The sequence below is a fragment of the Chitinophaga caseinilytica genome (assembly GCF_038396765.1).
Lineage (GTDB): Bacteria > Bacteroidota > Bacteroidia > Chitinophagales > Chitinophagaceae > Chitinophaga > Chitinophaga caseinilytica.
Genome location: NZ_CP150096.1, coordinates 5182657 through 5206845, shown reverse-complemented (window position 1 = coordinate 5206845; position 24189 = coordinate 5182657). Strand labels below are relative to the sequence as shown.

Annotated in this window: 16 protein-coding genes and 1 pseudogene; 10 read left to right on the top strand and 7 right to left on the bottom strand. The window is 57.4% G+C overall.

What is annotated here, in order from left to right; genetic code table 11:
- Nucleotides 1-32: 32 nt before the first annotated feature.
- The 5 genes and pseudogenes from WJU22_RS21390 to WJU22_RS21370 form a co-directional block, all read right to left on the bottom strand.
- A pseudogene (locus WJU22_RS21390) lies at nt 33-305 on the bottom strand (LytR/AlgR family response regulator transcription factor); the annotation flags it as partial.
- Nucleotides 302-1309, bottom strand: a complete 1008-nt coding sequence (locus tag WJU22_RS21385; RefSeq protein ID WP_341840209.1) for a sensor histidine kinase — start codon at nt 1307-1309, stop codon at nt 302-304. The gene WJU22_RS21385 and the pseudogene WJU22_RS21390, both read right to left, overlap by 4 nt.
- A 21-nt stretch (nt 1310-1330) precedes the next feature.
- On the bottom strand, nt 1331-2530 hold the full coding sequence (locus WJU22_RS21380) for an acyltransferase (protein WP_341840208.1): 1200 nt from the start codon (nt 2528-2530) through the stop codon (nt 1331-1333).
- A gap of 244 nt (nt 2531-2774) precedes the next feature.
- The gene (locus tag WJU22_RS21375) at nt 2775-3512 is read right to left on the bottom strand and encodes a class I SAM-dependent methyltransferase (protein WP_341840207.1); all 738 of its coding nucleotides are present in this window, start codon (nt 3510-3512) and stop codon (nt 2775-2777) included.
- Between the two features lie 90 nt (nt 3513-3602).
- Complete coding sequence (locus WJU22_RS21370; protein WP_341840206.1) at nt 3603-5000, bottom strand: hypothetical protein; 1398 nt, start codon at nt 4998-5000, stop codon at nt 3603-3605.
- A 202-nt stretch (nt 5001-5202) separates the two neighbouring features.
- Between WJU22_RS21370 and WJU22_RS21365 the strand changes: the two genes are divergently transcribed.
- The 9 genes from WJU22_RS21365 (at nt 5203) to WJU22_RS21325 (ending at nt 22294) form a co-directional block, all read left to right on the top strand.
- On the top strand, nt 5203-5541 hold the full coding sequence (locus WJU22_RS21365) for a hypothetical protein (protein ID WP_341840205.1): 339 nt from the start codon (nt 5203-5205) through the stop codon (nt 5539-5541).
- 152 nt (nt 5542-5693) lie between these two features.
- The gene (locus tag WJU22_RS21360) at nt 5694-6299 is read left to right on the top strand and encodes a hypothetical protein (protein ID WP_341840204.1); all 606 of its coding nucleotides are present in this window, start codon (nt 5694-5696) and stop codon (nt 6297-6299) included.
- Between the two features lie 543 nt (nt 6300-6842).
- Nucleotides 6843-8606 (top strand): hypothetical protein, encoded by a 1764-nt coding sequence (locus tag WJU22_RS21355; RefSeq protein WP_341840203.1) that lies wholly within the window; start codon nt 6843-6845, stop codon nt 8604-8606.
- 55 nt (nt 8607-8661) lie between these two features.
- Nucleotides 8662-11835, top strand: a complete 3174-nt coding sequence (locus WJU22_RS21350; RefSeq protein WP_341840202.1) for a TonB-dependent receptor — start codon at nt 8662-8664, stop codon at nt 11833-11835.
- A gap of 19 nt (nt 11836-11854) precedes the next feature.
- Nucleotides 11855-13750, top strand: a complete 1896-nt coding sequence (locus tag WJU22_RS21345) for a RagB/SusD family nutrient uptake outer membrane protein (RefSeq protein WP_341840201.1) — start codon at nt 11855-11857, stop codon at nt 13748-13750.
- Nucleotides 13751-13785: 35 nt separating this feature from the next.
- Nucleotides 13786-16893, top strand: coding sequence for a SusC/RagA family TonB-linked outer membrane protein (locus WJU22_RS21340; RefSeq protein WP_341840200.1), 3108 nt, complete (start codon nt 13786-13788; stop codon nt 16891-16893).
- A 33-nt stretch (nt 16894-16926) separates the two neighbouring features.
- The gene (locus WJU22_RS21335) at nt 16927-18684 is read left to right on the top strand and encodes a RagB/SusD family nutrient uptake outer membrane protein (RefSeq protein ID WP_341840199.1); all 1758 of its coding nucleotides are present in this window, start codon (nt 16927-16929) and stop codon (nt 18682-18684) included.
- A 21-nt stretch (nt 18685-18705) separates the two neighbouring features.
- Nucleotides 18706-20517 carry a hypothetical protein gene (locus WJU22_RS21330; RefSeq protein WP_341840198.1) on the top strand — a complete coding sequence of 604 codons (1812 nt, stop codon included), beginning with the start codon at nt 18706-18708 and terminating at the stop codon, nt 20515-20517.
- A 76-nt stretch (nt 20518-20593) separates the two neighbouring features.
- Complete coding sequence (locus WJU22_RS21325) at nt 20594-22294, top strand: GMC family oxidoreductase (protein WP_341840197.1); 1701 nt, start codon at nt 20594-20596, stop codon at nt 22292-22294.
- An 86-nt stretch (nt 22295-22380) separates the two neighbouring features.
- On the opposite strand, the gene WJU22_RS21320 is transcribed toward WJU22_RS21325, so the two are convergent.
- A complete protein-coding gene (locus WJU22_RS21320; protein ID WP_341840196.1) occupies nt 22381-22653 on the bottom strand; it encodes an RNA-binding protein in 273 nt (90 codons plus the stop codon).
- A gap of 33 nt (nt 22654-22686) precedes the next feature.
- Complete coding sequence (locus WJU22_RS21315; protein ID WP_341840195.1) at nt 22687-23436, bottom strand: acyl-CoA desaturase; 750 nt, start codon at nt 23434-23436, stop codon at nt 22687-22689.
- A 287-nt stretch (nt 23437-23723) separates the two neighbouring features.
- On the opposite strand from WJU22_RS21315, the gene WJU22_RS21310 reads away from it, so the two are divergent.
- Nucleotides 23724-24170, top strand: coding sequence for an SRPBCC domain-containing protein (locus tag WJU22_RS21310; protein WP_341840194.1), 447 nt, complete (start codon nt 23724-23726; stop codon nt 24168-24170).
- Nucleotides 24171-24189 lie beyond the last annotated feature (19 nt).

Here is a 24189-nt window from a genome sequence, read left to right as displayed (position 1 = left end):
ACGGGCTTCAGGAGGTAATCCACGGCTTCCAGCTCAAAACCTTTCAGCGCGTATTGCTCGAAAGCCGTCGTGAATATGACTTTCGGCGGGCGCTGGAGGCTTTTCAGCAGGTCGATGCCGCTGAGGTAGGGCATTTCGATGTCGAGGAAAACGAGATCTACGTCGGTGGTGCGCAGCAGCTCGTTCAGGGCCATGGCGTTTTCGCAAACGCCGGCCAGCTCCAGGAACGGCACCTGTTCCACATATCCTTTGAGGCCTTTGCGGGCCTGTGGTTCATCGTCGGTGATGGCGCATCGGATCTTCATACGTCGATTTTTAAAGTCACGGAATAAGCGTTGGGCTGATCGTCGGTTTCGAGGGAATGGCGGCCGGGATACAGCAATGCGAGCCTTCTGCGGAGGTTCTCCAGCCCGATGCCGCCGTCTTTCACCACCGTGGCGATGGGCGGTTTGGCGTTGGCGGCTTTGAAAACGAGCTGCCCGTTTTCCAGCAAGGCTTCGATCTTTATCCAGTAATCGCCGCCGGCGTATTTAAATGCGTTTTCGACGAGGGGCAGGAGTAGGAGGGGATAAACGGGCTGGTCGCGGAGCTGATCGCTGAAATAGACCTCCAGGCGCAGGTGCGCGTTCATCCGCTCGCGCTGCAACCCGATGTAGGCGTCCAGGTGCTGGATTTCGCGGTGGACGGGCACGGTTTGCTGGCGGTCGTACAATTGGTAGCGGAGGAGGTCGGAAAGGGAGGTGATGGTCCGCTTGGCCTGGGGCACATCGTCATCCATCTGGAAATACACCGTATTGAGCGCGTTGAAAAGGAAATGCGGGTGATATTGCGCTTTCAGGAACCTTAGCTCCGTTTGCAGCCGGTCGTTATTGATCTGCTCGATGAGCAGTTGCTGTTCGTAGCTTTTCCGCACCCAGGCGTTCCCCCGCGCAAAGGCGTAAAACAGGAGCCAGTACAGCAGCGGGATGAGGTACAGGTTCACCACGTCGTACCACTGGCAGCCATCGTCCGTGAATGCGGCGAGGGGCATGAGGGTGAAAGTGGAGATCAGCTCAATGTAGAACGCGGCTTCCAGCAGCTCGCGCGATGCGGGCCGGGTGGTGCTCAGGCGCTTGCGCAGCAGCCACATGAGCACGAAGAAATACACATAGCTCACGGTGAAGCAGGTCGCAATTTCCCATGCATTGATGCTCCAGTGCCGCTCCCAGAAACGGGTGTCGGAAATTACGTCGTTCACCAGCCGGATGCTCGCGTAAATGCAAAGCCCATACAGGGGAGGGAACAACCAGCGCCAGCGTTTACCGTTCATATCTTTCAAGTTAACCAAAATTCAGGATACCTGCGGCAGGGGCGCCACTTCCGGCGCCGCCGCCTTTTCTTTGACCGCACCGGTTTTCATCCCCATCAGGAACCGCACCCACGCAAACGGCCGGATAAACAGGTGAATGATGAACACCGATGCCAGCAGGGACGTGATAGTGATGAAAAGGTACTTCATCCCGATGGTGTCGCCCGTTTTTACGACGTAGAACGCGATGATGACGATGATGGTTTGGTGGAGGATGTAAAACGGGTAGACGGACTGGTTCACATAATCCGGAACTGTGCGCCAGCGCGAGAGGTAACGCTTCCCGTAACCGGTGAGCGCCATCACCCAGCACCACGACAGCAGCGGCCAGCGGGCGATATAGAGATAGGTTAACGGGTTGGTCTCCCAATCCGGCAGCCAGTTTTCCAGCTCGATGTCGTTCCAGCGGAGGTAATTGATCCCCAGCAGGAGCGCAAACGCGAACGTAAGGGAGGTGCGCCGGTTGCGCTCGAGGCTGTCCATCAGGGCGGGCTGCATCATAAAAAGGAACCCTGCCACCACGAACAGCATCCAGTAAGGGAAGTAGCAGTAATCATGGACGAGATCGTTGGTGCCGGGGTACCGCATTACCATCGCGGAAAACCAAATCACCGAAGGCAGCATCAACAGGTACACCCTTTTTCCGGCCGCGAACCAGCGCAGTTTTTCGGTGAATGCTTTGGCCTTCGGCGAGGCCGCCCAGGCGAAGAGCGGCGCCAGGAGGATGTCGTACAGGAAAAGGTAAGCGATGAACCAGAGATGGTGCCAGCTGAAATCGCCTTTGGGGTATGGCTGGAAATGGAGCACCTGTCCGTAGAAGTCCAGGAAATTCCCTTTGAAGCCATGCTCCACGCGCTCCATATACACCTGAGGGGGAACGATGAGGAACATGCCCACGGCGAGCGGGATGAACAGCCGCCGGAAACGCAGTGCCACAAAACCCCCGGCCGTACGCCGCCGCATCATGTACCAGGTAACCGCGCCGGAAATGAAGAAAAGCAGGTGCATCCGGAAGCGGCTCAGCCAGAACGCGAATTCTGTCAGCACTTCGCTGCTGGTGGCGTTATTGATATGCCAGGGATCGTCGACCATAAATGGACGGGCAGCGTGGTACAGCAATACGCCGAAAATGGCGAAAACGCGGAGCCAGTCGAGGTAGGTTTGGCGGATGTGTGAGGCCATGTGGGAGGATTTACCACAAACTTAATGGAGCGTAAGTTTGGGTGTTTCCGCCGATTGACCACCGGCAGCTGTGAATTGACGAACTGCAGGCCGCTGCATAAATATGTGAAGCTGGTACTGTTCCAGTACGGTTACAGTACGGTATCCCTACTAAGTCCCTACTGTATCTATACTGTAAACCTATTTTAGGACGTGACCCTATTTGTCGCAAACGCATACGCCGGTCCGTAAAAAGGGCAACACATTATCCGGGTTTTTGTGCGGAAACGAGGAGGAAGATGGGCCGGCGGGTTTCGTCGATCATTTCGGGGTATTGGGCGATGACGTCTGCCGCGGGCTGCGGCTCGGCGATGGATTGTATCCGGAAACCGGCGTTCGTCAAACCGTTCAGGAGCGTTTCGAGGGTGCGGTGGTATTTGACGACGGAATGGCCCAGGAACGATGTTTCGCGGAGGCCCTGGTCCTGGTAGCGGTCTAAAGGCCAATGGAGCCGGTCGCCGTTGTCGTCCGTGAACCAGTCCTGCTGCGGCAGCGCAGTAAACACGGGATGTTCGCAGGAGAAAACGAATGCACCGCCTGGCTTGAGGCAGTTGAATACCTTGCGGCAGACTTCCGTGTAAGGCCCCACATAATGCAATGCCAGCGAGCTGAAGACCACTTCGAAGCTGTTCGCCGGAAACCCGATGTCTTCGATCGGCATCCGGAGATATTGAATGGCGGCGTCGTTGGTGGTTTGACGGGCTTTTTCCAGCATCTTTTCCGAAATATCCACCCCCGTCACCATAGCCGCGCCCTGTTCCCGCACGTACCGGCAATGCCATCCGAACCCGCATCCGAGATCGAGCACATGCGCCCCTTCCAGGTCTGGCAGCATCCGGCGGAAAACGCTCCATTCGCCCGCGGCGTTGAGCCCGTGAACGGAACGGGGCATCTGGCTGTATTCGAGGAAAAATGCAGGATCGTCGTATTTATTCTGTTGCATGGTGACCGCGATTTGTCTTAAAGTTAAACCATCCGGAACGAAAAACGGCTCCCGTACCGGGAGCCGCCGTCTATTCGAATACCATTCACATCACGCAAACCGCAAAAAGCGGAACGTCACTTTCAGATGGAACACCTGGAAGGCGCATTCGGTGGGACTAATAGATTGATACACTTTCCCTTCGAAAACGCCCTCAATGGGTTCACCCGCATTGCCGACTTTGGTGATCGTCAATTTACCGGTGGAATATTGTTCCGTGCTGACGCCGCCTGTCTTCTTGCAATATCTCGACAGCGCAAACCGGGTGGCGTCGAAATGCAGTTCCACGGAAGCTTCTGTGGCATTGCCTGCCACGGCGCCGCAGGGCCAGCTTCCTGCAAGGGGCTTGGTGAGCACGAGTTTGCAGTTTACGCTATTGGGCGCACCGGTCTCGAAAACCGCCACTTCGCCATCGTCCCACACTGCGTACATGGGTTCCTGCGGGGCGTGGAGAGCTACCTGTTCGTAATCGACCTCGATTTTCATGAAGGTGGCGTTGCCGGTGGGCTCCACTTCGAATTTTTTGCGGAGCACCAGCTTTTCGGGTTTGCGGGTGCCGTTGGGCGCGGCGGGGTCTTTCAGCCCGAGGAGCCCTTCCAGCGTCACTTCCACTTCGGCGTTGGTGATGGTGTTTACGGTGGCGGGGGCTTTGTAAACGGCGTTTCCGTCGAGGTTGAAGGGGTTTTTCTGCACGGTGATCTCACCCGGCCCGCTGGATACTTTCCAGCCGGTGGCGCGGGCGGCGTATTTGTCGTGCAGCATGGAATAATTGCTGGCCACGGCGCGGCCGAAGCCGTTATCGTCGATCCGGTGCTGCAACGGCGCCAGCAGGGAATCCTGGTTGACGCTGATTTCCTGCACACCCAGGCGGAATTGGAGTTCTTCGCCTGCTTTCACGCGGGTTTTGGCGGCAAACAGCTCGAACTGTTCGTAGAACGCGATGTCGCAGAAGTGCGTCACGTTCGCGGAAACGGTGTGGTTCGTTTTGTTGAGCGTGGTGGGCAGCGGGTGCCAGGTGCCGTTGTTGTCTTGCCAGGCGAGCATGAGCATCTCTTCGGCACCGTCGGTAAGGTCGAAGTCGTCGTAGCGGAGCGTCACGGTCACGGGTTGCTGGAAATTGACGCCTTCGGGCAGGAGCCGGAAGGCGGTCAGTGGTTTGTCGGGCCGGAGGGTGTTAGACACAGCCTGGATGCTGAAGGTCTGGTTCCCGGTTACGGCGCCGGCGGGCACGCTTACGGAGATATCGGATCCCGGCGAATGGAGGTTGCCTCCCGCGGCGTTGATCACGGCGGTGGTGGGGTTGCCGGCAACGGCGCCTTTGGACGTTGTAAAGGGTTTGCCTGTGACGGCCGGAGGCGGGGTCCCGGGGCCGGGGGCTTCGGTCGAAGACTTTTTCTTGCAGGCTGCAAGGGTGATGAGGGCTAATGCCCAGATTGCATAGCGGATCATAGGGGTTATTGCTTGGTTCCGTTTGCGAAGTTACCGGGTTGGGCCGTGGATGGAAAACGCCAAACCCCCAAATGGAGGATAACCTGCCTGAAACGGGGTTTTACAGCAGCCGGGAAACGGATGGGGTGTTTGTAGGTTGAAAAGCCGTATCGTACATTGCAAACTCATCATTTGCACAGCTATGCAAACGCTTCTGGATTTCATGAAAAGAATACCTGCCGTACGCCCTGAAATCGCCAGCGGTACCGAAGGTGACGGCACGTGGTGGATCAAATTTTCGCTGGACGTCAGGCACGATCTGGCCTGGAATGTAGTGCAGGAACTGGGGCATGTATGCAATTGGCTGTCGGTCGATGAACGGCTGCCGACCCGGTTCTACCCCGTGTCCGCGCCGCCGTACTTGAATGGAGGACCGGAAGATTTCCTGTACTGGATCATCGCATCTGCCGAGCGGGCATTTTCCCCGGCCCATGCCCTGGAATGGCTGGAAGGGCGGCTTCCCAACCCAGTAGACGATCTGGAAAACTGGAACGTGGATTGACGCACACTTGCCGGAAATACACTAATTATTGGCGGATATATTCGTTATAGCTGTTCGCACCGGGGAACGGCATCTGCCGGACGGGCCCGCCGTCATCGATTTCCGCCGAAAGTCACGCTGGAGATGGCAGGATTCTTGCTGCTATTTCCTTCATGAAAAACCTGCTTCCCATTTTTGCCATGGCCTTCGTGGCCGCCTGCCATGCCGGCCCGGACACCAGCAACGCCGATGCCGTTCCCCCGCTGGAAGATTCCGTTGCGGCAGACGTTGTGCCGGCCGACAGCCTCGTGAAGCCCGGCGTTTCCGCAGGTGCGTTCGTACTGGGCGCCGATGCCGCTCCTGCGTTCACGAAAATGGGAAAGCCCGACAGCGGCGATGCCGCCATGGGCAAAGCGATGGCCATCTGGAAAACACATGGGGCCCTCACTTCGCTGTACACCGAGCGCAATATGGGCGTAGACGATACCGCCCGCATCAGGATGTTCCGCACCACCGATCCATCTTACCGCACTTCCGGGAACGCCGGCACCGGCGCCGCGCTGGCCGATCTCACCCGCAGCTTCGAGCTGAAACAAACCGCCTGGTACCGTGCAGGTGCAGACACCATCCGGGTACTGACCGCGCCGGAAGGGATCACGTTTGAAGTCAACCAGAAAATGTTCTGTACCGGCCTCATCGTTCACGCGCCCGGCGCCGATCCTTCCGCATCCTACCTGCCTTTCCTCCCCGGCGCCGTGAAATCCGGCCCGCAGCAGTAAGCCATTCGTATAATTGTTTCCGTTAGTATTTCGGATGGATGATGCATTCGTACAGGCTGTCCCGTAATTAATTTCCTCTGTTTTTCCTCCTTCGCTGAACCCTGCGGCCGCGCCACCGCGCGCATGCCCCGTGGCGATAATCTCCCTTCCCCCGAAAAAAAATTCTACCCACGTTGATTCGTGATCGGCTGCCATGGCCTGTTCCGGCGTTCCATGCAGGACGGTGCAGGACGGAGGGCAGGATGGAGCAGGTTGCAGGGAAAATATTATTCGAGTATTATTGATTCGTTAATGAGTAGACAGCAAGAGACGGATGCGGACTTGATAATAAAATAAACGGCCCGGAAACCCTGTAGACAATGGTTTGGCAGCGAAGCAGGACAGGTGGGGCAGCATCGCGATCCCTTACATAAGACATGCATCACCACGCGCAAAAACTGTCGCCGCCGGATTTTATCAGCAGAGTACAGATTTGCCACGTTTGAAAAACAGTGCGCCTGAATAGCTAAAGGGGCGTCACCAACTATTGCTTATTCTTTTAGTATGTATATATCCGCTCTCCGGCACGCAGCCGGTTTATGTTTGCTATTGTCTTTCCTGCAGCCGCTCCGCGCACAGGATGCCTTACGCAACTATTCCGCCACACTGCCCGCAACGGACGCCCTCGGCCGGAAACTCCCCGTCAGCGCAGCAACGGGCCCGGAAAAGAAAGGGAAGTACGTCGGTATTTTTTACTGGACCTGGCATTACCACCAGGCCCACCTCGCACCGAACAACACCACCGCGTTCCTGCAAAAATACCCGGAAGCCCTTCATGATTATCATCATCCGAAGTGGCCCGCCAACATCATGAACTTCTGGAACGAGCCCCTGTTCGGATTTTACACCAATACCGACAAATGGGTCATCCGTAAACACGCCGAAATGCTCGCAGACGCAGGCGTTGATATGATCATGTTCGATTGCACCAACGGCGACCTCGTCTGGAAACCCGCCTACATGGCCCTCTGCGAAGTGTTCGACCAGGCCCGCAAAGACGGTGTACGCACGCCGCAGATCGCGTTCATGCTCGGCTTCGGCGCCAGCCAACATACGCTCAGCGCCATCCGGCAGATCTACCGCGATCTCTATCAACCAGGCCTCTACAAGGATTTATGGTTCCAGTGGAAAGGGAAACCCCTCATCATGGCATACCCCGATAATATCGACGATCCCGAAATACGCAACTTCTTCACCTTCCGCCCCGGGCAACCGGTCTACGATAAGGGCCCCCAGCGCAAGGACCATTGGGGCTGGCTGGAAATCTTTCCCCAGCACGGTTTCGCGCAGAACAGCGATGGCAGCTTCGAACAGATGACCGTTGGCGTGTCGCAGAACTGGACCAAACACAACGGTCTCAGCGCCATGAACATGCCCGGCTCGTTCGGCCGCAGCTATACCGACAAAAACGGCCAGGACCCCAGGCCGGACGCGCATAAATATGGACTGAACTTCCAGGAACAGTGGGACCGCGCCCTCGGCCAGAACGTTGAGCTCGTTTTCGTAACGGGCTGGAACGAATGGATCGCCGGGCGGTACGACGTCTGGCAGCAACAGCCCAACGCATTCCCCGACCAGTTCGATACCGAGCACAGCAGAGACATCGAGCCCATGAAAGGCGGCCATGGCGATAACTATTACTATCAGCTCATTGCCAACATCCGCAAATTCAAAGGCATGCCCGCGGAAGAGAAAGCCTCCGCACCGAAGTCTATCCAAATCGACGGCAACTTTTCCGACTGGGAAGGCGTATCCCCCCGATTCCGCGCCCACAAAGGCAGCACGGTGCACCGCGATTCCGACGGTTTCAAGGGAATGCATTACACGAACAACACCGGTCGGAACGATCTCGTGGCCGCACGCGTGGCCCGCGACGCGCAAAACGTGTACTTCTACATCGAAACGGCCGCGCCCATCACGCCGCATACCGATCCCGCCTGGATGCGCCTGTTCATCGATACGGACGCCGATGCGAAAACGGGTTGGGAGGGATATGATCTCGTCCTGAACCGGAACGCACCGGGCAAAAAAGCCATCCTGGAAAAATCGGTGGCCGGCTGGAACTGGAAGAAAACGGCGGAGGTGGAATTCCGGTATGAAGGCAACCGGATGGAAGTCCGCATCCCGAGGAAACACTTCGGCAAAGGGCCGCTGCGGTTCCAGTTCAAATGGTCGGACAATATGCAGGAATCAGGCAACATCATGGACTTCCTCGTCAACGGCGACGTAGCGCCCGCCGGCCGCTTCAATTACGCTTTCTCTGAATGATCCACGTATATCGTCAACAAATCCACAACATGTAAAAGAAAAAACTGTCCACGTCATGATGAAACTGAATACTCGAATCCGGGTAACATGCTGTATGTTCCTGGCGGTGATGCTATTTGCCTTACCGGCCCGGTCGCAAAACAAAATAACCGTTAAGGGAACGGTCTCCGACTCCGCCGGCGCCACGCCGCTGCCCGGGGTCACCGTTCGCGTGGCGGGCGCCGGCATCGGCACGCAGACGGACGCACTGGGGAGTTTCTCCCTCAACGTTCCGCCGGATGCCGTGCTGATATTCGGCTTCCTCGGCTACAAAGGCCAGCAGGTGCCGGTCAACGGAAGGGAACGGCTCACCGTTCGCCTCGCCGCTTCCAACGAAAGCCTCAACGAAGTGGTAGTGGTAGGTTACGGCCAGCAGAAAAAACTGTCCGTAACCGGCGCGGTATCTTCCATTACTTCCGAAGATCTGCGGATGACCACCTCCGCCAGCCTGGCCGTGGCCCTGGCGGGAAAACTCCCCGGCCTTACATCCATCCAGTCTGCCGGCGGCCAGCCCGGCCGCGACGATGCCACGATGTACCTTCGCGGCGTAGCCACCACCAACGGCGCCAGCCCGCTCATCCTCATCGACGATGTTCCGCGGGACAATATCCGTACCATCGACCCCAACGAAGTAGCGTCCATCACCATTCTCAAAGACGCATCGGCTACCGCGGCTTTCGGGGTGCGCGGCGCCAATGGCGTTATTCTCATTACCACCAAACGCGGCCTGCCCGGAAAGGCGGAACTGAGCCTGAGCGTAGATCAGAGCTGGGCATCGTTCACGCACGAGCCCGCGCGGCTCCATTCGGTCGACTACATGCGCATGCGCAACGAAGCGTCGAAGAACGACGGCATCACTACACCACCATTTTCCGAAGAAGTGATCGCCAAATACCAAAACCCGCTCGCCGGGCTCGATCCCAACGATCCGGATTATGAAAGGAAAGCGGAAGTGCGCCGGTACATGTACCCCGATCACGACTATTACCGCGAGCTCATCAAGCGATTTGCGCCGCAGACGCGGGTGAATATGGGGATCCGTGGCGGCACGGACAAAGTGAGCTATTTCGCCAATGCGAACTACCTCCACCAGGGCGGCAACCTCAACGTGGAACCGAAATCGAAGCTGGGTTACGACCCATCGGCGAAGATGGACCGCTGGAGCTTCCGTTCCAACCTCGATTACAAGATCACCAATTCCCTGAAAAGCTTCCTGAACATCGGCAGCTATATCGAACGGGTGAATATGCCTTCGGCAGGCGTTTATCCCGGCAGCAGTACCGACTGGATGATCACCGACCTCATCTACCAGGCGCAGACCATCCTTCCCATTACGCCCGGGCCCACGGCGCTGCCGGGTTTCGGCGTGGCGGAAGGGGCGATCATCGATCCCGGGTATCTCGACCGGTCGGCTTTCGAAGTGATGAACCGGCAGGGTTACCGGCATGAAGTGCGCTCCAATCTCAACAGCTCGCTCGGCCTTGAGTGGGACCTCGGCAAGCTGATCACGCCCGGCCTGAGCATGCGCGGCATGATCTCGTTCGATTCCCGCGGCACCACGGCCATGCAGGGCGCCAAACTGGAACCGCTGTACCTGGCGCAGGTCAATTACGAAACGGACGAGCTGATCTATTCAGTGAAACGCACGGGGCAAAACCGGTTGTCGCTCGCCAAGGGCGCCGATTCCCGCTACAACATCAACATGCAGGGGCGGATCAATTACGCCCGCCAGTTTAACCGCCGGCACGACGTTACCGGGATGGTGCTCGCGCAGCGGGATTACTGGGAATCCACCGGCGGCGAAATCCCTTTCAACGTGATCGGCATTTCCGCCAGAGCAACTTATGGATACGATAACCGTTATTTCGCGGAATTGAACGCCGGTTACAACGGCTCCGAGCAATTTGCGCCGAACAAACGGTACGGTTTCTTTCCGGCGGCTTCCGTGGGATGGGTGATCAGCAACGAACGGTTCCTGAAAGGGAACGATATCATCACCAACCTGAAGCTGCGCGGCTCGTATGGTAAAGTGGGGAACGACAAGATCGGCAGCGCGCGGTTCCTGTACCAGAGCAATATCACGATGGGCGGCGGGCCGCTGGGCAGCCTCGGCCTGGGCCAGGGCGTGAGCCAGGGCCTCCTCGGCAACCCGGACATCACATGGGAAGAGGCGCTGAAACGGAACGTGGGCCTGGATCTCCAGCTCTTCCGCGACCTCAGCATCACCTTCGATTACTTCACCGAAGACCGCACCAAAATCCTCATCACCCGCGGTACCATCCCCGCCATCCAGGGCGTACCGCTGGGCAATATCCCCAAAGTGAACCTGGGCGAGATCGAAAACCGCGGCTTCGAAATCGAACTGGAATATCACCGGCAGCTGAACCGCGACTGGTTCGTGCAGTTCCGCGGCAACTACGGCACCAACCGCAACGAAGTGCGCTTCGTCGACGAAGCCATCAACGACGAATCTTACGCCTACCGCCTGCGCCGCACGGGCTACATGCTGGGGCAGCATTGGGGATATGAAATTGACCGCAGCAACGGCAACGGGTTTTTCAATTCGCAGCAGGAGCTGGACGCTTATCTGTCGAAAACGACGTACGGCTTCGGGAGCCCGCGCGTGGGGGATTTCATCTACAAAGACCTTAACGGCGACGGCGTCGTGAACGATAAAGACATGCAGCCGCTCCGCTACAGCCATATCCCGGGATTCACCTGGGGCGCTACGTTCGCCGCCACCTGGAAAATGATCGACGTCACCGTTTTCTTCCAGGGCGTGGGCAAATACACGGGCCGGTATGCAGACAACGGGGTGTATGAGATCATCAAACAAGGCACGTTCTTCGACTTCCACCGCAACGCCTGGACGCCAGAGCGGTACGCGTCAGGGGAGAAGATCACCTATCCCGCCCTCAGCACCAAATCCAACACCAACTTCACCGCCAACGATTTCTTCATTACCGACCGCGCTTTCACCCGCCTGAAAAATGCGGAAGTGGCCGTCAACCTCCCGAAATCCTGGATCAGCCCCATCGGGTTGAAGTCCGCAAGAGTGTATGTAGGTGGACAGAACCTCATGACCCTGTCCAAAAACTTCGTCATGACGCACCTGGACCCGGAAGGGAACAACGCCATCGGATACCCGATCACCCGGACGTTCAGCGTCGGTTTCAACACCTCATTCTGATCATTCAAACCTGTCTAACATGAAATCGAAATATGCCTTTCTGCTGATGTGCGCCATAGTGGCCATATCCTGTAACAAGGCGCTGGATATGGCGCCAGACGGGAAGCTGACTATGGACGAAATCTTCAGCGACAACAATAAAGTGGCGGCATTCCTCAATTCCTGCTACGCCAACGTGCCCAGCAAGGGTTTGGGATATTTCTTCACCTCCCGCGGGCCCGTCAACCTCAGCGACGATGCCTGGGACACCGACGCCGAAGCCGAGCCCACGCTCATTTCCGGAAGGATGTATAACGGCGACGCCGCACCCGGCGCACATCCGGTCGACAATCCCGCCAGCATCGACCAGAACAACGGCAACTACTGGAACCGTTACTGGAATTCTATCGGCAACCTCAATCTTTTCCTCAGCCGCATCGATACCGCCACGGTCAATGATCCGGCGCAGCGCAGCCGCTGGAAAGGGGAAGCACAACTGCTCCGCGCGTTTTACTACACGGAGCTGCTGCTCTGGTACGGGCCGGCCGTTCCCATCGAAAAAGCGCCGCACAAATTCACCGACGATTTCTCCAACCTGAAAAAAGCCACCTATTACGAAGTGGCGAAGTTCATCATGGAAGATTGCGATGCGGCCCTGGCTACGCCCGAAATTCCCTGGCGCATCACCGTAGATGCGGAAGCCGGCCGCTTCACCAAAGCCCTCGCCGCCGCCATCAAAAGCCGGATGATGCTGTTCGCCGCCAGTCCGCTCTACAATAATGGGCAGAACCACTGGGACGAGGCCTACAACGTCACCAAACAGGCGCTCGCCAGCCTTCGCGCCAATGGGTACGAACTGTACAACAAAGTGAACCTGCCGCATCTCTACCTCGTTCCCGACGCCTATCTCGGGCCAAACCTCAACCCGCACACCGCGCTGTACAACGAATATTTCACGCAGCCGATGAAGCACCAGGACAATCCCATCGACAAGGAAACCATTTACCAGCACAGGAGCAATACCGGCAACATCTATCACGTAGACGGCGTGGGGGCGCAGAACGGGTACAAATCAGGTACCTGTCCTACCCAGGAGCTGGTGGATGCCTACGAGACCTCCGACGGAAAGCCCGTCCTCAACCTCGACAATCCCTATCTCGACGAAAAGCATACCCAGCCCAACTATAACCCGGACAATACGCTGTACGACGCGGCCAATCCGTATGCCAACCGCGATCCCCGTTTCTACGCCACCATTTACTACAACGGCTCCAAACGGAAAGCGAGATGGGGCTTTGCGGAAACGGCCGCTTCGCCGGAAAACTATCCCGCCGGCATCGGGAACCGTACGCGCATCATTACGACTTACGTGGGCGAGCCTTTTACCGGCATTCACGCGTCGGTGAGAAGTGCTACCCGCACCGGTTATTACGAGCGCAAATTCCTGTACCCGACTTCGGGCGACGATAACGGCGTGGCCGGCGCCCCGCATAAATGGTACCGCCTCGGGGAAATGGTACTGAATTTTGCGGAAGCTGCGGCAGAAGCCGGTAAGCTCGACGAAGCGAGGACCGCGGTGAACGAGATCCGCGCCCGCGCCGGCATGCCCGATCTGCCGGCCTCACTGTCCAAAACACAGCTCATCACCCGCATCCGCAATGAAAGAAGAGTGGAACTGGCGCTGGAAGAGAACCGGTATTTCGATGTGCGCCGATGGGCGGCCCCCGGCGGCGATCTCGCCAAAACCGACAAATGGGTAACGGCGATGGAGATCACCCGCAACGATAACGGGACGTACACCTACAAGCGCCGCCCGGTACGGGAAGTGGAACGGAAGAACTATACGACGAAGTTCCTGTACCTGCCCCTGCCGCTGGACGAGGCCAACCGCCTGCGCTCCATCACCGGGCAAAACTGGCAAAACCCCGGCTGGTAAGCGCGGGATCGTTTTCTGACTGAAACCTCAATCACATGCAACAACGACATCAACATATACTTTCGCTGGCGATGGCGGCGCTCTTCGCCTCCGCTGCGATCCCCGCTTCGGCCCAGCAGGCAGGCGTTTTCCGCACCGGCCGCGTGACAGACGCGCAGGGCCGTCCGCTGGCAGGCGTTACCATTCAATCGTTGGACGGGCGCACCGGCACTTCCACCGCCGCCAACGGGCGGTTTTCCTTACCGGCAGATATGGCCCAGGCTACCCTCACCGCCTGGATGCGCGGTTACCGCCGTGATACCGTGGAGCCTGGCACCGAAACGGACATCGTGCTGGAAAAAGACGTGCATCAGCTGGATGAGCCGGTGTTCCTCGGATATACTTCTCCCAATCGCCGGTCGCTCACCGCGGCCGTGTCCACCGTATCGGGCGAAGAGCTGGAACGCTCGCCGGTCGCCAATCTCAGCATGACCTTCGCCGGGCGCTTGCCGGGCCTTTTCACACAGGAAACCGGCTCGGAACTTTCGCGCGCCAGTACCGATATGTTCATCCGCGGATTATCTTCCGCCCGCAAACAGGGGCCGCTGGTGATCATGGACGGCACGCTCGTTTCCTACAACAGCCAGCAAACGCTGGAATACATCACCGCCGCGGAAATCGAATCCGTTTCCGTGCTGAAAGACGCGGCGGCACAAGCCCTGTACGGCATCCAGGGCGCCAACGGCATCATCGTGGTAACAACGAAGCGGGGGAAAAAGGGGCCGTTGAAAGTGGATGTGCGGCTAGATCAGTCGCTGCAGGAAGTGAGCACCCGGCCCACCTGGTACAATTCCTACGACTACGCCACCATGCGCAACCAGGCTGCGAAAAACGACGGCCGCGGCGATTTCGCGATATTCAATGAAACGCAGATAGAAGGGTTCCGCACCGGCTCCGACCGCAACCTGTACCCGGAAAACAACTGGTACGACCGCTACATGCGCGACTTTGCGCGGATGGAACGGGTGAATGTAAGCCTGACCGGCGGCAACGACCGCGTGCAGTATTTCTCGAACCTGAACGTCATGCACCAGGGCGGGCAATGGAACACCGATACCGATAAATACAAATCAGACGCCAACAACGTGTGGGTGAACTACCGGTCTAACCTCGACATGAACCTGCACAAATACATCAAAGCCTTCCTGCGCCTGAGCGGCAACATCAAGCGCGAGCGCACGCCCGGCTCCGGTAACGCCACGGTGTATACGAGCCTGTTCCAGATGGCGCCAACGGTGTACGGGCCGCTCACACCCGCCATCACCGACCCCTCGGGCAAAAGTTCCCCGGCAGGCGGCCAGGTGATCACGACCGACAAAATCGGATCGCCCACCTACGGCATGCTCAACCGTTCCGGGTATTACCGCCATACCGTGGTAAACATCAACTCGCAGGTGGGCGTGGAAGCCGATCTGTCGTGGTTGACGAAGGGATTGTCGCTCACCGGCACCTTCGCCTACCAGACCAATTCCGTGGGCAGTCTTTCCACCACCCAGAACTACGAACGCTGGATGCGCACCGACCGGCGCGATACGCTCGCGTTCCAGAAGAAAGGCGGTGAAACGAATACGCCGCTCGGATACGGAAAAACGCACAGTTACTATTATCACCTCACGTATCACAGCCAGCTCGATTACAGCCGCGATTTCGGCAGCCACCACATCGGCGCGGTGGCGTTCGGGTATTTCCAGAACCTTACCACGGCAGACAACGGCGCGCCGGGCATGTTGCCGTACAACCGGCTGAGCCTGGGCGGGGAAGTGGCTTACAGTTACGCCGATAAATATTTCCTGCAGCTCGATCTGGGCCGTTCCGGCTCCGAGCAATACGCCCGCGATGCGCGGTTTACCAGTATGCCGGCGGTTTCCGCGGCCTGGCTGTTGACGGGAGAGCGGTGGATGGAAGGGGCGAAGTGGCTGAGCCTCCTCAAGCTGCGTGGCTCCTGGGGTAAAACGGCCAACGACAGAACGGGATTGCCCCGGTTCGCCTATCTCGATAACGTGACGTTCGGCGGCGGCGGCCCGCTCGGCTACCTCCAGTACAACATCACCGAAAACCTCGTCGGTAACCCCGGCATCCGTGCGGAAGTTTCTACCAAACAAAACGCCGGCATCGACCTGGGACTGTTCAATATGGTCCATATCACGGCAGACGTGTTCAAGGAAAAAATGACGAACATGGTGGTGGGCGCCGTGAACAAAATCCCCCAGTACCAGGGCATCCCGTTAGGCAATTATCCCCGCACGAACATGGGCGTTTTCGAAAATAAAGGATTCGAGATCACCGCATCCTTCTACAAACAACTGGACCGCGACTGGAGCTTCAACCTGGGCGGATGGTTCGCCCAGGCGAAAAATACCATCATCAGCTGGAACGAGGCCAAACGCCAGGTAGATTACGCATACCGCAACTGGGAAGAAGGATTTTCGCTGGGAACGGAATTCGGGTACGTAGTAGACCGCTCCAACGGCAACGGCTACTTCAACTCGCAGGACGAGATCACGCAAAGCGGGCTGACGTATACTTTCGGCACCCCGCGCCCGGGAGACCTGCGCTATGCCGATCTCAACGGCGACAAGATCATCGACCAGAAAGACAAAGCGCCCATGGGTTACGGCAACACGCCGCGGCAGCAATACGCCATCAACGGCGGGGTGAAGTTCCGTTCGGTGGAATTGAACTTCCTGTTCCAGGGCACCGGGCAATACGCTACGTCCTACTCCGGACTGGGCGTCCGGGAAACGGAGTTCGACGGCGTGTATGGTTCGCTCCACCGCAATGCCTGGACGGCCGAGCGTTTCGCCGCCGGGGAGCCGATTTATTACCCCGCGCTTTCCATGGTGAAAACGGTCAATCATGAAACGAACACGTTCTATTTCTACGACCGTTCTTATCTCCGCCTCAAAAATGCCGAGATCGCCTGGACGTTGCCTGAATCCGTGGCCCGGAGGCTCGCGGCGCAGAAAGTGAAGGTCATGCTCAGCGGGCAGAACCTGCTCACCTGGGATAAGCTCCCCACTTCCGACTTCGGCCCCGAAAGCGGCGGCTATGGCTCGTTCCCCGTGTACAAAGTGTATAACGCGGCCGTTCAGCTGCAATTCTAATCACCGAGACGTTGACATGTTAAAAATAACGGCATGAAAAAAATATTCCCATTCCTCCTCGCCGCCGCAGCCCTGGCCTGCAACAAGCAGCTCGACCTGCCGCAAGACGGCCGCATCACACTGGGAGAAGTTTTTAACGATTACGACTACACGCGCGGGTACCTTAATTCCTGCTACGGATTTGTTCCCGGGCCGCATGTAGACCGCTCGTCGTTCACCGACGAAGCGCAGGATTGCGACGATATCACCGCCAATTCCCGCTACCGCGCCTGGTACGCCGGCGATGTAACGGCCTCCAGCTACGGGGGGCAATCGTCCGACGGGCAGCCCTGGCAGCGCCTGTTCGAAGGTATCCGCAAAACGAACGTATTCCTCAGCGGCATCCGCTCCGCCAATATCGTGGCTACGCCGGAAGAACGGAATTCCTGGGTGGCGCAGGCCCATGCGCTGCGGGGACTGTATTACTTCCAGCTCATCAAACGGTACGGCGGTGTGCCCATTTTCGATAAACCTTTGCCCATCGGGTACGATTTCTCGAAAGACCGCCGCGCGAAGTTCTCCGAAGTGGTAGCGTTCATCGTGAAGGAATGCGATTCGGCGCTGATGGTACCTCCCGGCCGGCCGGGCTTCAACTGGGATATCTACGAAAACCAATACGGCATCATGACCCGGGCGGTGGCTTACGCCGTCAAATCCCAGGCGATGCTCTATGCCGCGAGCCCGTTATGGAACGATGGTTCATATTCCTGGCAGGATGTTGCCAACACAACCGGAGAAGCACTGGGCGCTTGTCTTTCCAACGGCTATAGCCTCTTCAGCGAAGTGCCCGATGCCGCCATCGCGCAGAACGGGTACGCGTTGTACCATTTCACGACTTCCAACGACATGCGCACCCGCGACAAGGAAACCATCTACCACGTTGGCGGCCAGATGGCCATGTGGCAAAACGCCGGCCTGCCCAGCACGCCGAGCATGACCAAATCCGGGCCCAATCCCACACAGGAGATGATCGACCGGTACGAAATGGCCAACGGCGAAGCGCCCATCCTCGGCTACAGCGATGCCGACAGGCTGGTGCCCATCGTCAATCCCGCTTCCGGATACGATCCGCAAAACCCCTACACCGGCCGCGATCCCAGGTTTTATGCGTCGATCTGGTACAACGGCGCTGTACGCCGGCTCGATCAGCCCGCCGGAAAAAAGATCGAAACGTTCGTTGGCGGCACGGAAGGGATCAGTGAAGATAACCGGCGCAACACCCGCACCGGTTACTACATCCGCAAGTTCAACAACTGGAAATCGGCCCAGAACGCGAATGCCGACGGCTCCGTGCGCCTCATCCGCCTCGCAGAACTGTACCTCAACTTCGCCGAGGCCGCCAACCAGGCCGTAGGGCCGGATGCCAAGGTGACGGTAGGTGCTTTCAGCATGAGCGCCCGCGAAGCGGTGAACGCCGTGCGCGCAAGGGCCGGTATGCCAGCGTTCCCGGCCGGCATGAACAAGGAAGCCTTCGAGAAGAAATACCGGAACGAACGCGCGGTGGAACTGGCTTTCGAGGAACATCGATTCTTCGATGTGCGGCGATGGAAAATCCTGCAACAGACAGACCAGTTCGTGACCGGCATGCGGATCACGAAAGTCAACGATGTTTTGTCTTACCAGCGATTTAAATTTACCGCACGCTCCTCTAACGAAGACCGGTTCCTCCTGTACCCGCTCGACCAGGGCGAGGCAGACAAAATCCGTGAATTGACCGGCGTGAACTGGCAGAACCCGGGATGGAACGAATAACGAAAACCATGCAATCGCATCATGAATAAAATCATTTTCACCGCCTGCGCCGCCATCATGGCCGCGCAGGCGGTTTTTGCACAGCAGGGCACAACGCCCGTGGCCGTTCCGCCGCACCGGGCCGATGAATGGGCGGCTACCGACGGGTTGGGAAGGACCCTTGCGCCGGGGAGCTATCCCGCCCCGAAAAAAGACCGGTACGTGGGAATTTTCTATTTCATCTGGCAAGGCGCGCACGGCTACGACCGGCACGTTGCCGGCGGCCCGGGCGGCGGCGTGGTCCCCAAATCGCCGGGAGATACGGTGAGCCCGTACGACATCACGGAATTGCTGAAAGCGAATCCCGCCAATCCGCAATACGGCCCGGTGCACGCGTTCCACCATTGGGGCGAGCCTTACTTCGGGTATTACCTGCCAGACGACGAGTGGATCATCCGGAAACACGCGCAAATGCTTACCGACGCAGGCATCGACGTGATCATCTTCGACGTCACCAACGGGCCCATTTACCTGCCGCAGGTCACCAAAATCGCGGAAACGTACCGGAAACTTCGGGCGGAAGGCGAAGCGGCACCGTCGATCGCGTTTATCGTGAACAGCGCGCCGGAACAAACGGTGCAGAACATTTACAATTCGATCTATAAAAAGGAACTGTTCAAAGACCTGTGGTTTTACTGGAAAGGCAAACCCCTGCTGCTGTGTCCGCCGGAAGCGGTGACGCCGGAGATCGGCGCGTTTTTCAGCGTGCGGCAATCGTGGGCCTGGAGCAAAGGGCAGAAATGGTTCGGCGATGGGAAAGACAAATGGACCTGGCTCGATCATACGCCGCAATCGTACGGCTGGCATGAGTCGAAAAACAGGCCGGAACAGATCAGCGTGGCCGTGGCGGAACATCCTGTGTCCAACATCGGGCGGAGTTTTCATAACTGGAAACAGCCGGAGAAACCTTCCACCGAAAAGGGACTGTATTTCGAAGAACAATGGAAACGCGCGCTGGAAGTAGATCCTGAGTTCGTGTTCGTAACGGGCTGGAACGAATGGGTGGCGATGCGGTTCAAGGCCGGAAGCGCGGGACAGGATTTTCTGGGGAAGAAAGCGAAAGAAGGGGAGACGTTTTTCGTAGACCTTTACAACGCGGAATTCAGCAGGGATGCGGAGCCGGCCAATGCCGTCACGGCCGATCATTATTATTACCAGCTGGCGTCGTTCATCCGGCAATACAAAGGTGTTCGCAAGCCGGAAGCGGCAACGGGAGCGGATAAGATTACGGTGGACGGGGATTTTTCGGATTGGAGGGATGCCGGTACGCATTATACGGACGACCGGGGCGATGTGCTGCACCGCGATCATCCCGGCTGGGGCCGCATACGGTCATATACGAACGTTACCGGCAGGAACGACATCATCGCCGCGGCGGTTGCATCCGACGGGAAAAATATTTACTGCTACGTGAGAACGGCGGAGGGTATGTCGCCCCGCACAGATCCCGACTGGATGCGGTTGTTTCTGCAGGTAGAAGGCCAGCAGGGCGCCACCTGGGAGGGGTTCGGCTTTACCGTTCAGCACCAGCCGGACAACGCGAACGTAGCTACGCTGCAACGCTTTACCGGCGCGGGTGGCTGGTCGTCCGGCAGTGAAATAAAATGCCGGCAGCGAGGCAACGAAATGGAACTGGTGATCCCGAAGAAAATGCTGGGCATCAAAGGCGGCAAATTTGCATTGCAGTTGAAATGGGCGGATAATTTTCCCCTGAGCGCTGGCGGCATCGGCTGGCTGGATAACGGAGACGCTGCGCCCAACGCGCGTTTCGCCTGGCGGTATGTGCATGAATAACCAAAAATGTGATGGCTGGTGCGGATTTTTTGGGGATTTTTAGTTGTTTAGGAAGCAGAAACCTAACTATACGACGATGATCCACCTGAATCTGACAGCAAAAGCAGCCAATACCTACGACGCCATCGTGGTGGGGTCCGGTATCAGCGGCGGATGGGCCGCGAAGGAACTATGTGAAAAAGGCCTGAAAACCCTCGTGCTGGAACGCGGTAAACAATTCGAGCACGTCAAGGATTACGAAAACGCGACGAAAGACCCCTGGGAAATCGAGCACCGCGGCCGGCTCACGACCGGCCAGGTCAAAGACCATCCCTACCTCACCCGCGAACGGGTGTACTCCGGGTTCAACGACAAATACTGGATAAAAGATACGGACAGCCCGTACACGGAATCCAAACGCTTCGACTGGACGCGGGCCGACATCGTGGGCGGGCGTTCCATTATGTGGGGGCGCGGTTCCCTGCGGCTCGGGGAGCAAGACTTCGAAGCCAACGCCAAAGAAGGCATCGGGGTCGATTGGCCGATCCGGTACAAAGACCTTGCGCCCTGGTACGACTATGTGGAAGCTTTCGCCGGGATCAGCGGCCAGGCCGAAGGCCTCCCGCAGGTGCCCGACGGCGTTTTCCAGCCGCCCATGGAAATGAACTGCTTCGAAAAAGCCGTGAAAGGAAGGATCGAAACAGCGTTCCCCGGCAGGAAGATGACCATGTTCCGCACCGCCAACCTGACCCGGCCCATCGGCGAGCGCGGCAGCTGCCAATACCGCAACCTCTGCGATCGCGGTTGCCCCTTCGGTGCGTATTTCTCCAGCAATTCCTCGACATTGCCTGCAGCTGCCAAAACCGGTAACCTCACGCTCCGGCCTGATGCTATCGTCAATTCCCTCATCTGGGACGAAAAGGCGCAAAAAATCACGGGCGTCCGCGTGATCGACAAGCACACGAAGGAGATGACGGAATACTACGCCAAAATCGTGTTCCTCAACGCCTCGGCCATGGCGAGCACTTTTTTACTGCTGAATTCCACTTCCACGAGGTTCCAGCACGGCGTGGGCAACGATCATGACATCGTGGGGCGCTACCTGATGGATCATCACTTCCACGCCGGCGCCAGCGGCACTTCCGAAGAGTTCGCCGATAAATATTATTACGGCCGCCGGCCTGCGGGGTTCTTCATCCCGCGGTTCGTGAACCTCAATGGCGACAAGCGCGATTACCTCCGCGGGTTCCAGTACACCGGCTTCAGCGCACGGGGCAACTGGGCGAGGGGCGTGGCGGAACTGGGCGTAGGCGCGGCTTTCAAAGATTACCTGACGGAGCCGGGCCCCTGGCAGATGGGGCTCATGAGCTTCGGCGAATGCCTTCCTTATTACGACAACCGCGTGGTGCTCGACCGCTCGAAGCAGGACGCCTGGGGCCAGCCGGTACTGCAGTTCGATGCCGAATTCAAGGAAAATGAAAAGAAAATGCGCAAGGATATGGACGGGGAAGCTGTAGCGATGCTGGAAGCGGCCGGACTGAAAAACGTTACACCCTTCAACCGCGACTCTTTCCCGGGGCAGGCCATTCATGAAATGGGGACTGCCTGCATGGGCCGCGATCCGAAAACGTCTGTGCTCAACGCCTGGAACCAGGTGCATGCCGCGCCGAACGTATTCGTGACAGATGGCGCCTGCATGACTTCCAACGCCTGCCAGAACCCTTCGCTGACGTACATGGCGCTCACGGCCAGGGCGGCGAACCATGCGGTGGAGGAGCTGAAGAAAGGGAATCTCTGACCGGGCAGGTTATACGAACTAAAATCCCTTTGCTACCAGACGAGCTGGCGGCAAAGGGATTTTTTATTGCTTCGGAATAGTAAGCGCTAGTATCTACGGTCGCCGCGGTCGCGGTCTACGCGGGGCTTGGCTTCGGATACGCTGATCTGGCGGCCTTCGATGTCGCGGCCTTCCAGCTCGCGGATGGCGTCGAGGGCTTCCTGGCGCTCGGGCATTTCCACGAACCCGAACCCGCGGGATACACCGGTATAGCGATCAACGATCACTTTACAGGATTCCACACGGCCAAAGGCGGAGAAAATATCGAAAAGGTCTTCATCGCGCAGAGACGACATGAGATTGGAAACATACAGGTTCATAGTGAACTTATTTTTGAATTAAAAGAAAAAAGATTAATGCGCTTCCACCAGCTGCGGCTTGTTAAGCCGGATCACCCGCAGCCATGCCAGCAGCTTGATCACCGGGTATACCGGGTCTAGCTCGTGCCAGCGAAAACCGAAGTTGACGGAGGAAGGACGTTTATGATGATTGTTATGATAAGATTCTCCCAGCATGAAAATATCGAGGTTGAACAGGTTGCGGGAAGTATTTTTCAGCTTGAAGTTATGATAGCCGTATTTATGCGCGAACCAGTTGATGATGGCCCCATGCACGGCGCCCATGGCGATTACGATCGGTAGTAACAGCCAGAGCCAGGCCGAAGTAGCCAAGAGGGCAAAGATGGTAATGTAAATACCCACCCATAACAGGCGGCTGTAAGCACTGCCGGCCCAGCGGTCGAACGCCGGCCATTCCGGCAACCCTTTCAGGAAGCGCTCTTCCACTTCCGTCTTATCTCCAACGATATCGAGATACACACGGCGGGTGCGCCACATCATGGCAAACACGTTAGGTGAATATTGCGGGGAATGCGGATCCTTCTCCGTGTCCGTATAGGCATGATGCATACGGTGCATAATGGCATAGGCGCGGGGGCTCATGTACGAAGATCCCTGTGTGAGGTAAGCGAAAATATGAAAGAACTTCTCCCAGAAACGGTTCATGTGGAACGCGCGGTGAGAAGCATATCTGTGTTGGAAAAACGTCTGAGAGAACAGCGACAAATACCAATGCAGCACGAAAAATATTAATATGAAAAGCATTTTTGAACCTACCGTTTAATGATTGGATGCGGTGAAAAGCAGCAAATTCAAAAGATAAGACCGTCAGGAAAAGAGAGAGAGCACTAAAAGAGACGGTGATAAGAGGAGAATTCAGTGAGTTTCTATCGCCCTAAAGGTAGGTTTTTTTATGTTAAGAAAAGCACAATCCCCGCTTGTGGCGAAAATCCCCCCTTTTTTGTCGTAAGCGCACCGCGGCAGTTTTGATCTTGTTCGGCATCTTTGTTGTGCTGAATCCAGTATCCATTCACCCAAAAAAATCCAAAGTCATGAACAAGCAAACACACCAGATCGACATCCATGCGCCCCGCGAAAAAGTATGGGAAACGCTGTTCGGCGTTGAAACCTATCCGCAATGGACCAAAGCCTTCAACGAAAACTCCCAGGTGACGACCGACTGGAAAAAAGGCAGCCGCGCCCTGTTCACCGACGGTAACGGCGATGGCATGGTTTCCCGGATCGCGGAGAACATCCCCAACGAATTCATGTCTATCGAGCACCTCGGCACCATCATGGGCGGCGTGGAAGACACCACGAGCCCCGAAGTACAGCAATGGAACGGCGCACATGAAAACTACCGGCTGCAGGATATCGACGGTGGCACGCGCCTGCTCATCGAAATGGACATCGACGATAAAAGCGAATACGCTGAAATGTTCGCCGGCATGTGGCCCAAGGCCTTGGCCGCGGTGAAGGAAATTTCCGAAAAGAACTGATCTGCATACTATTTAAACT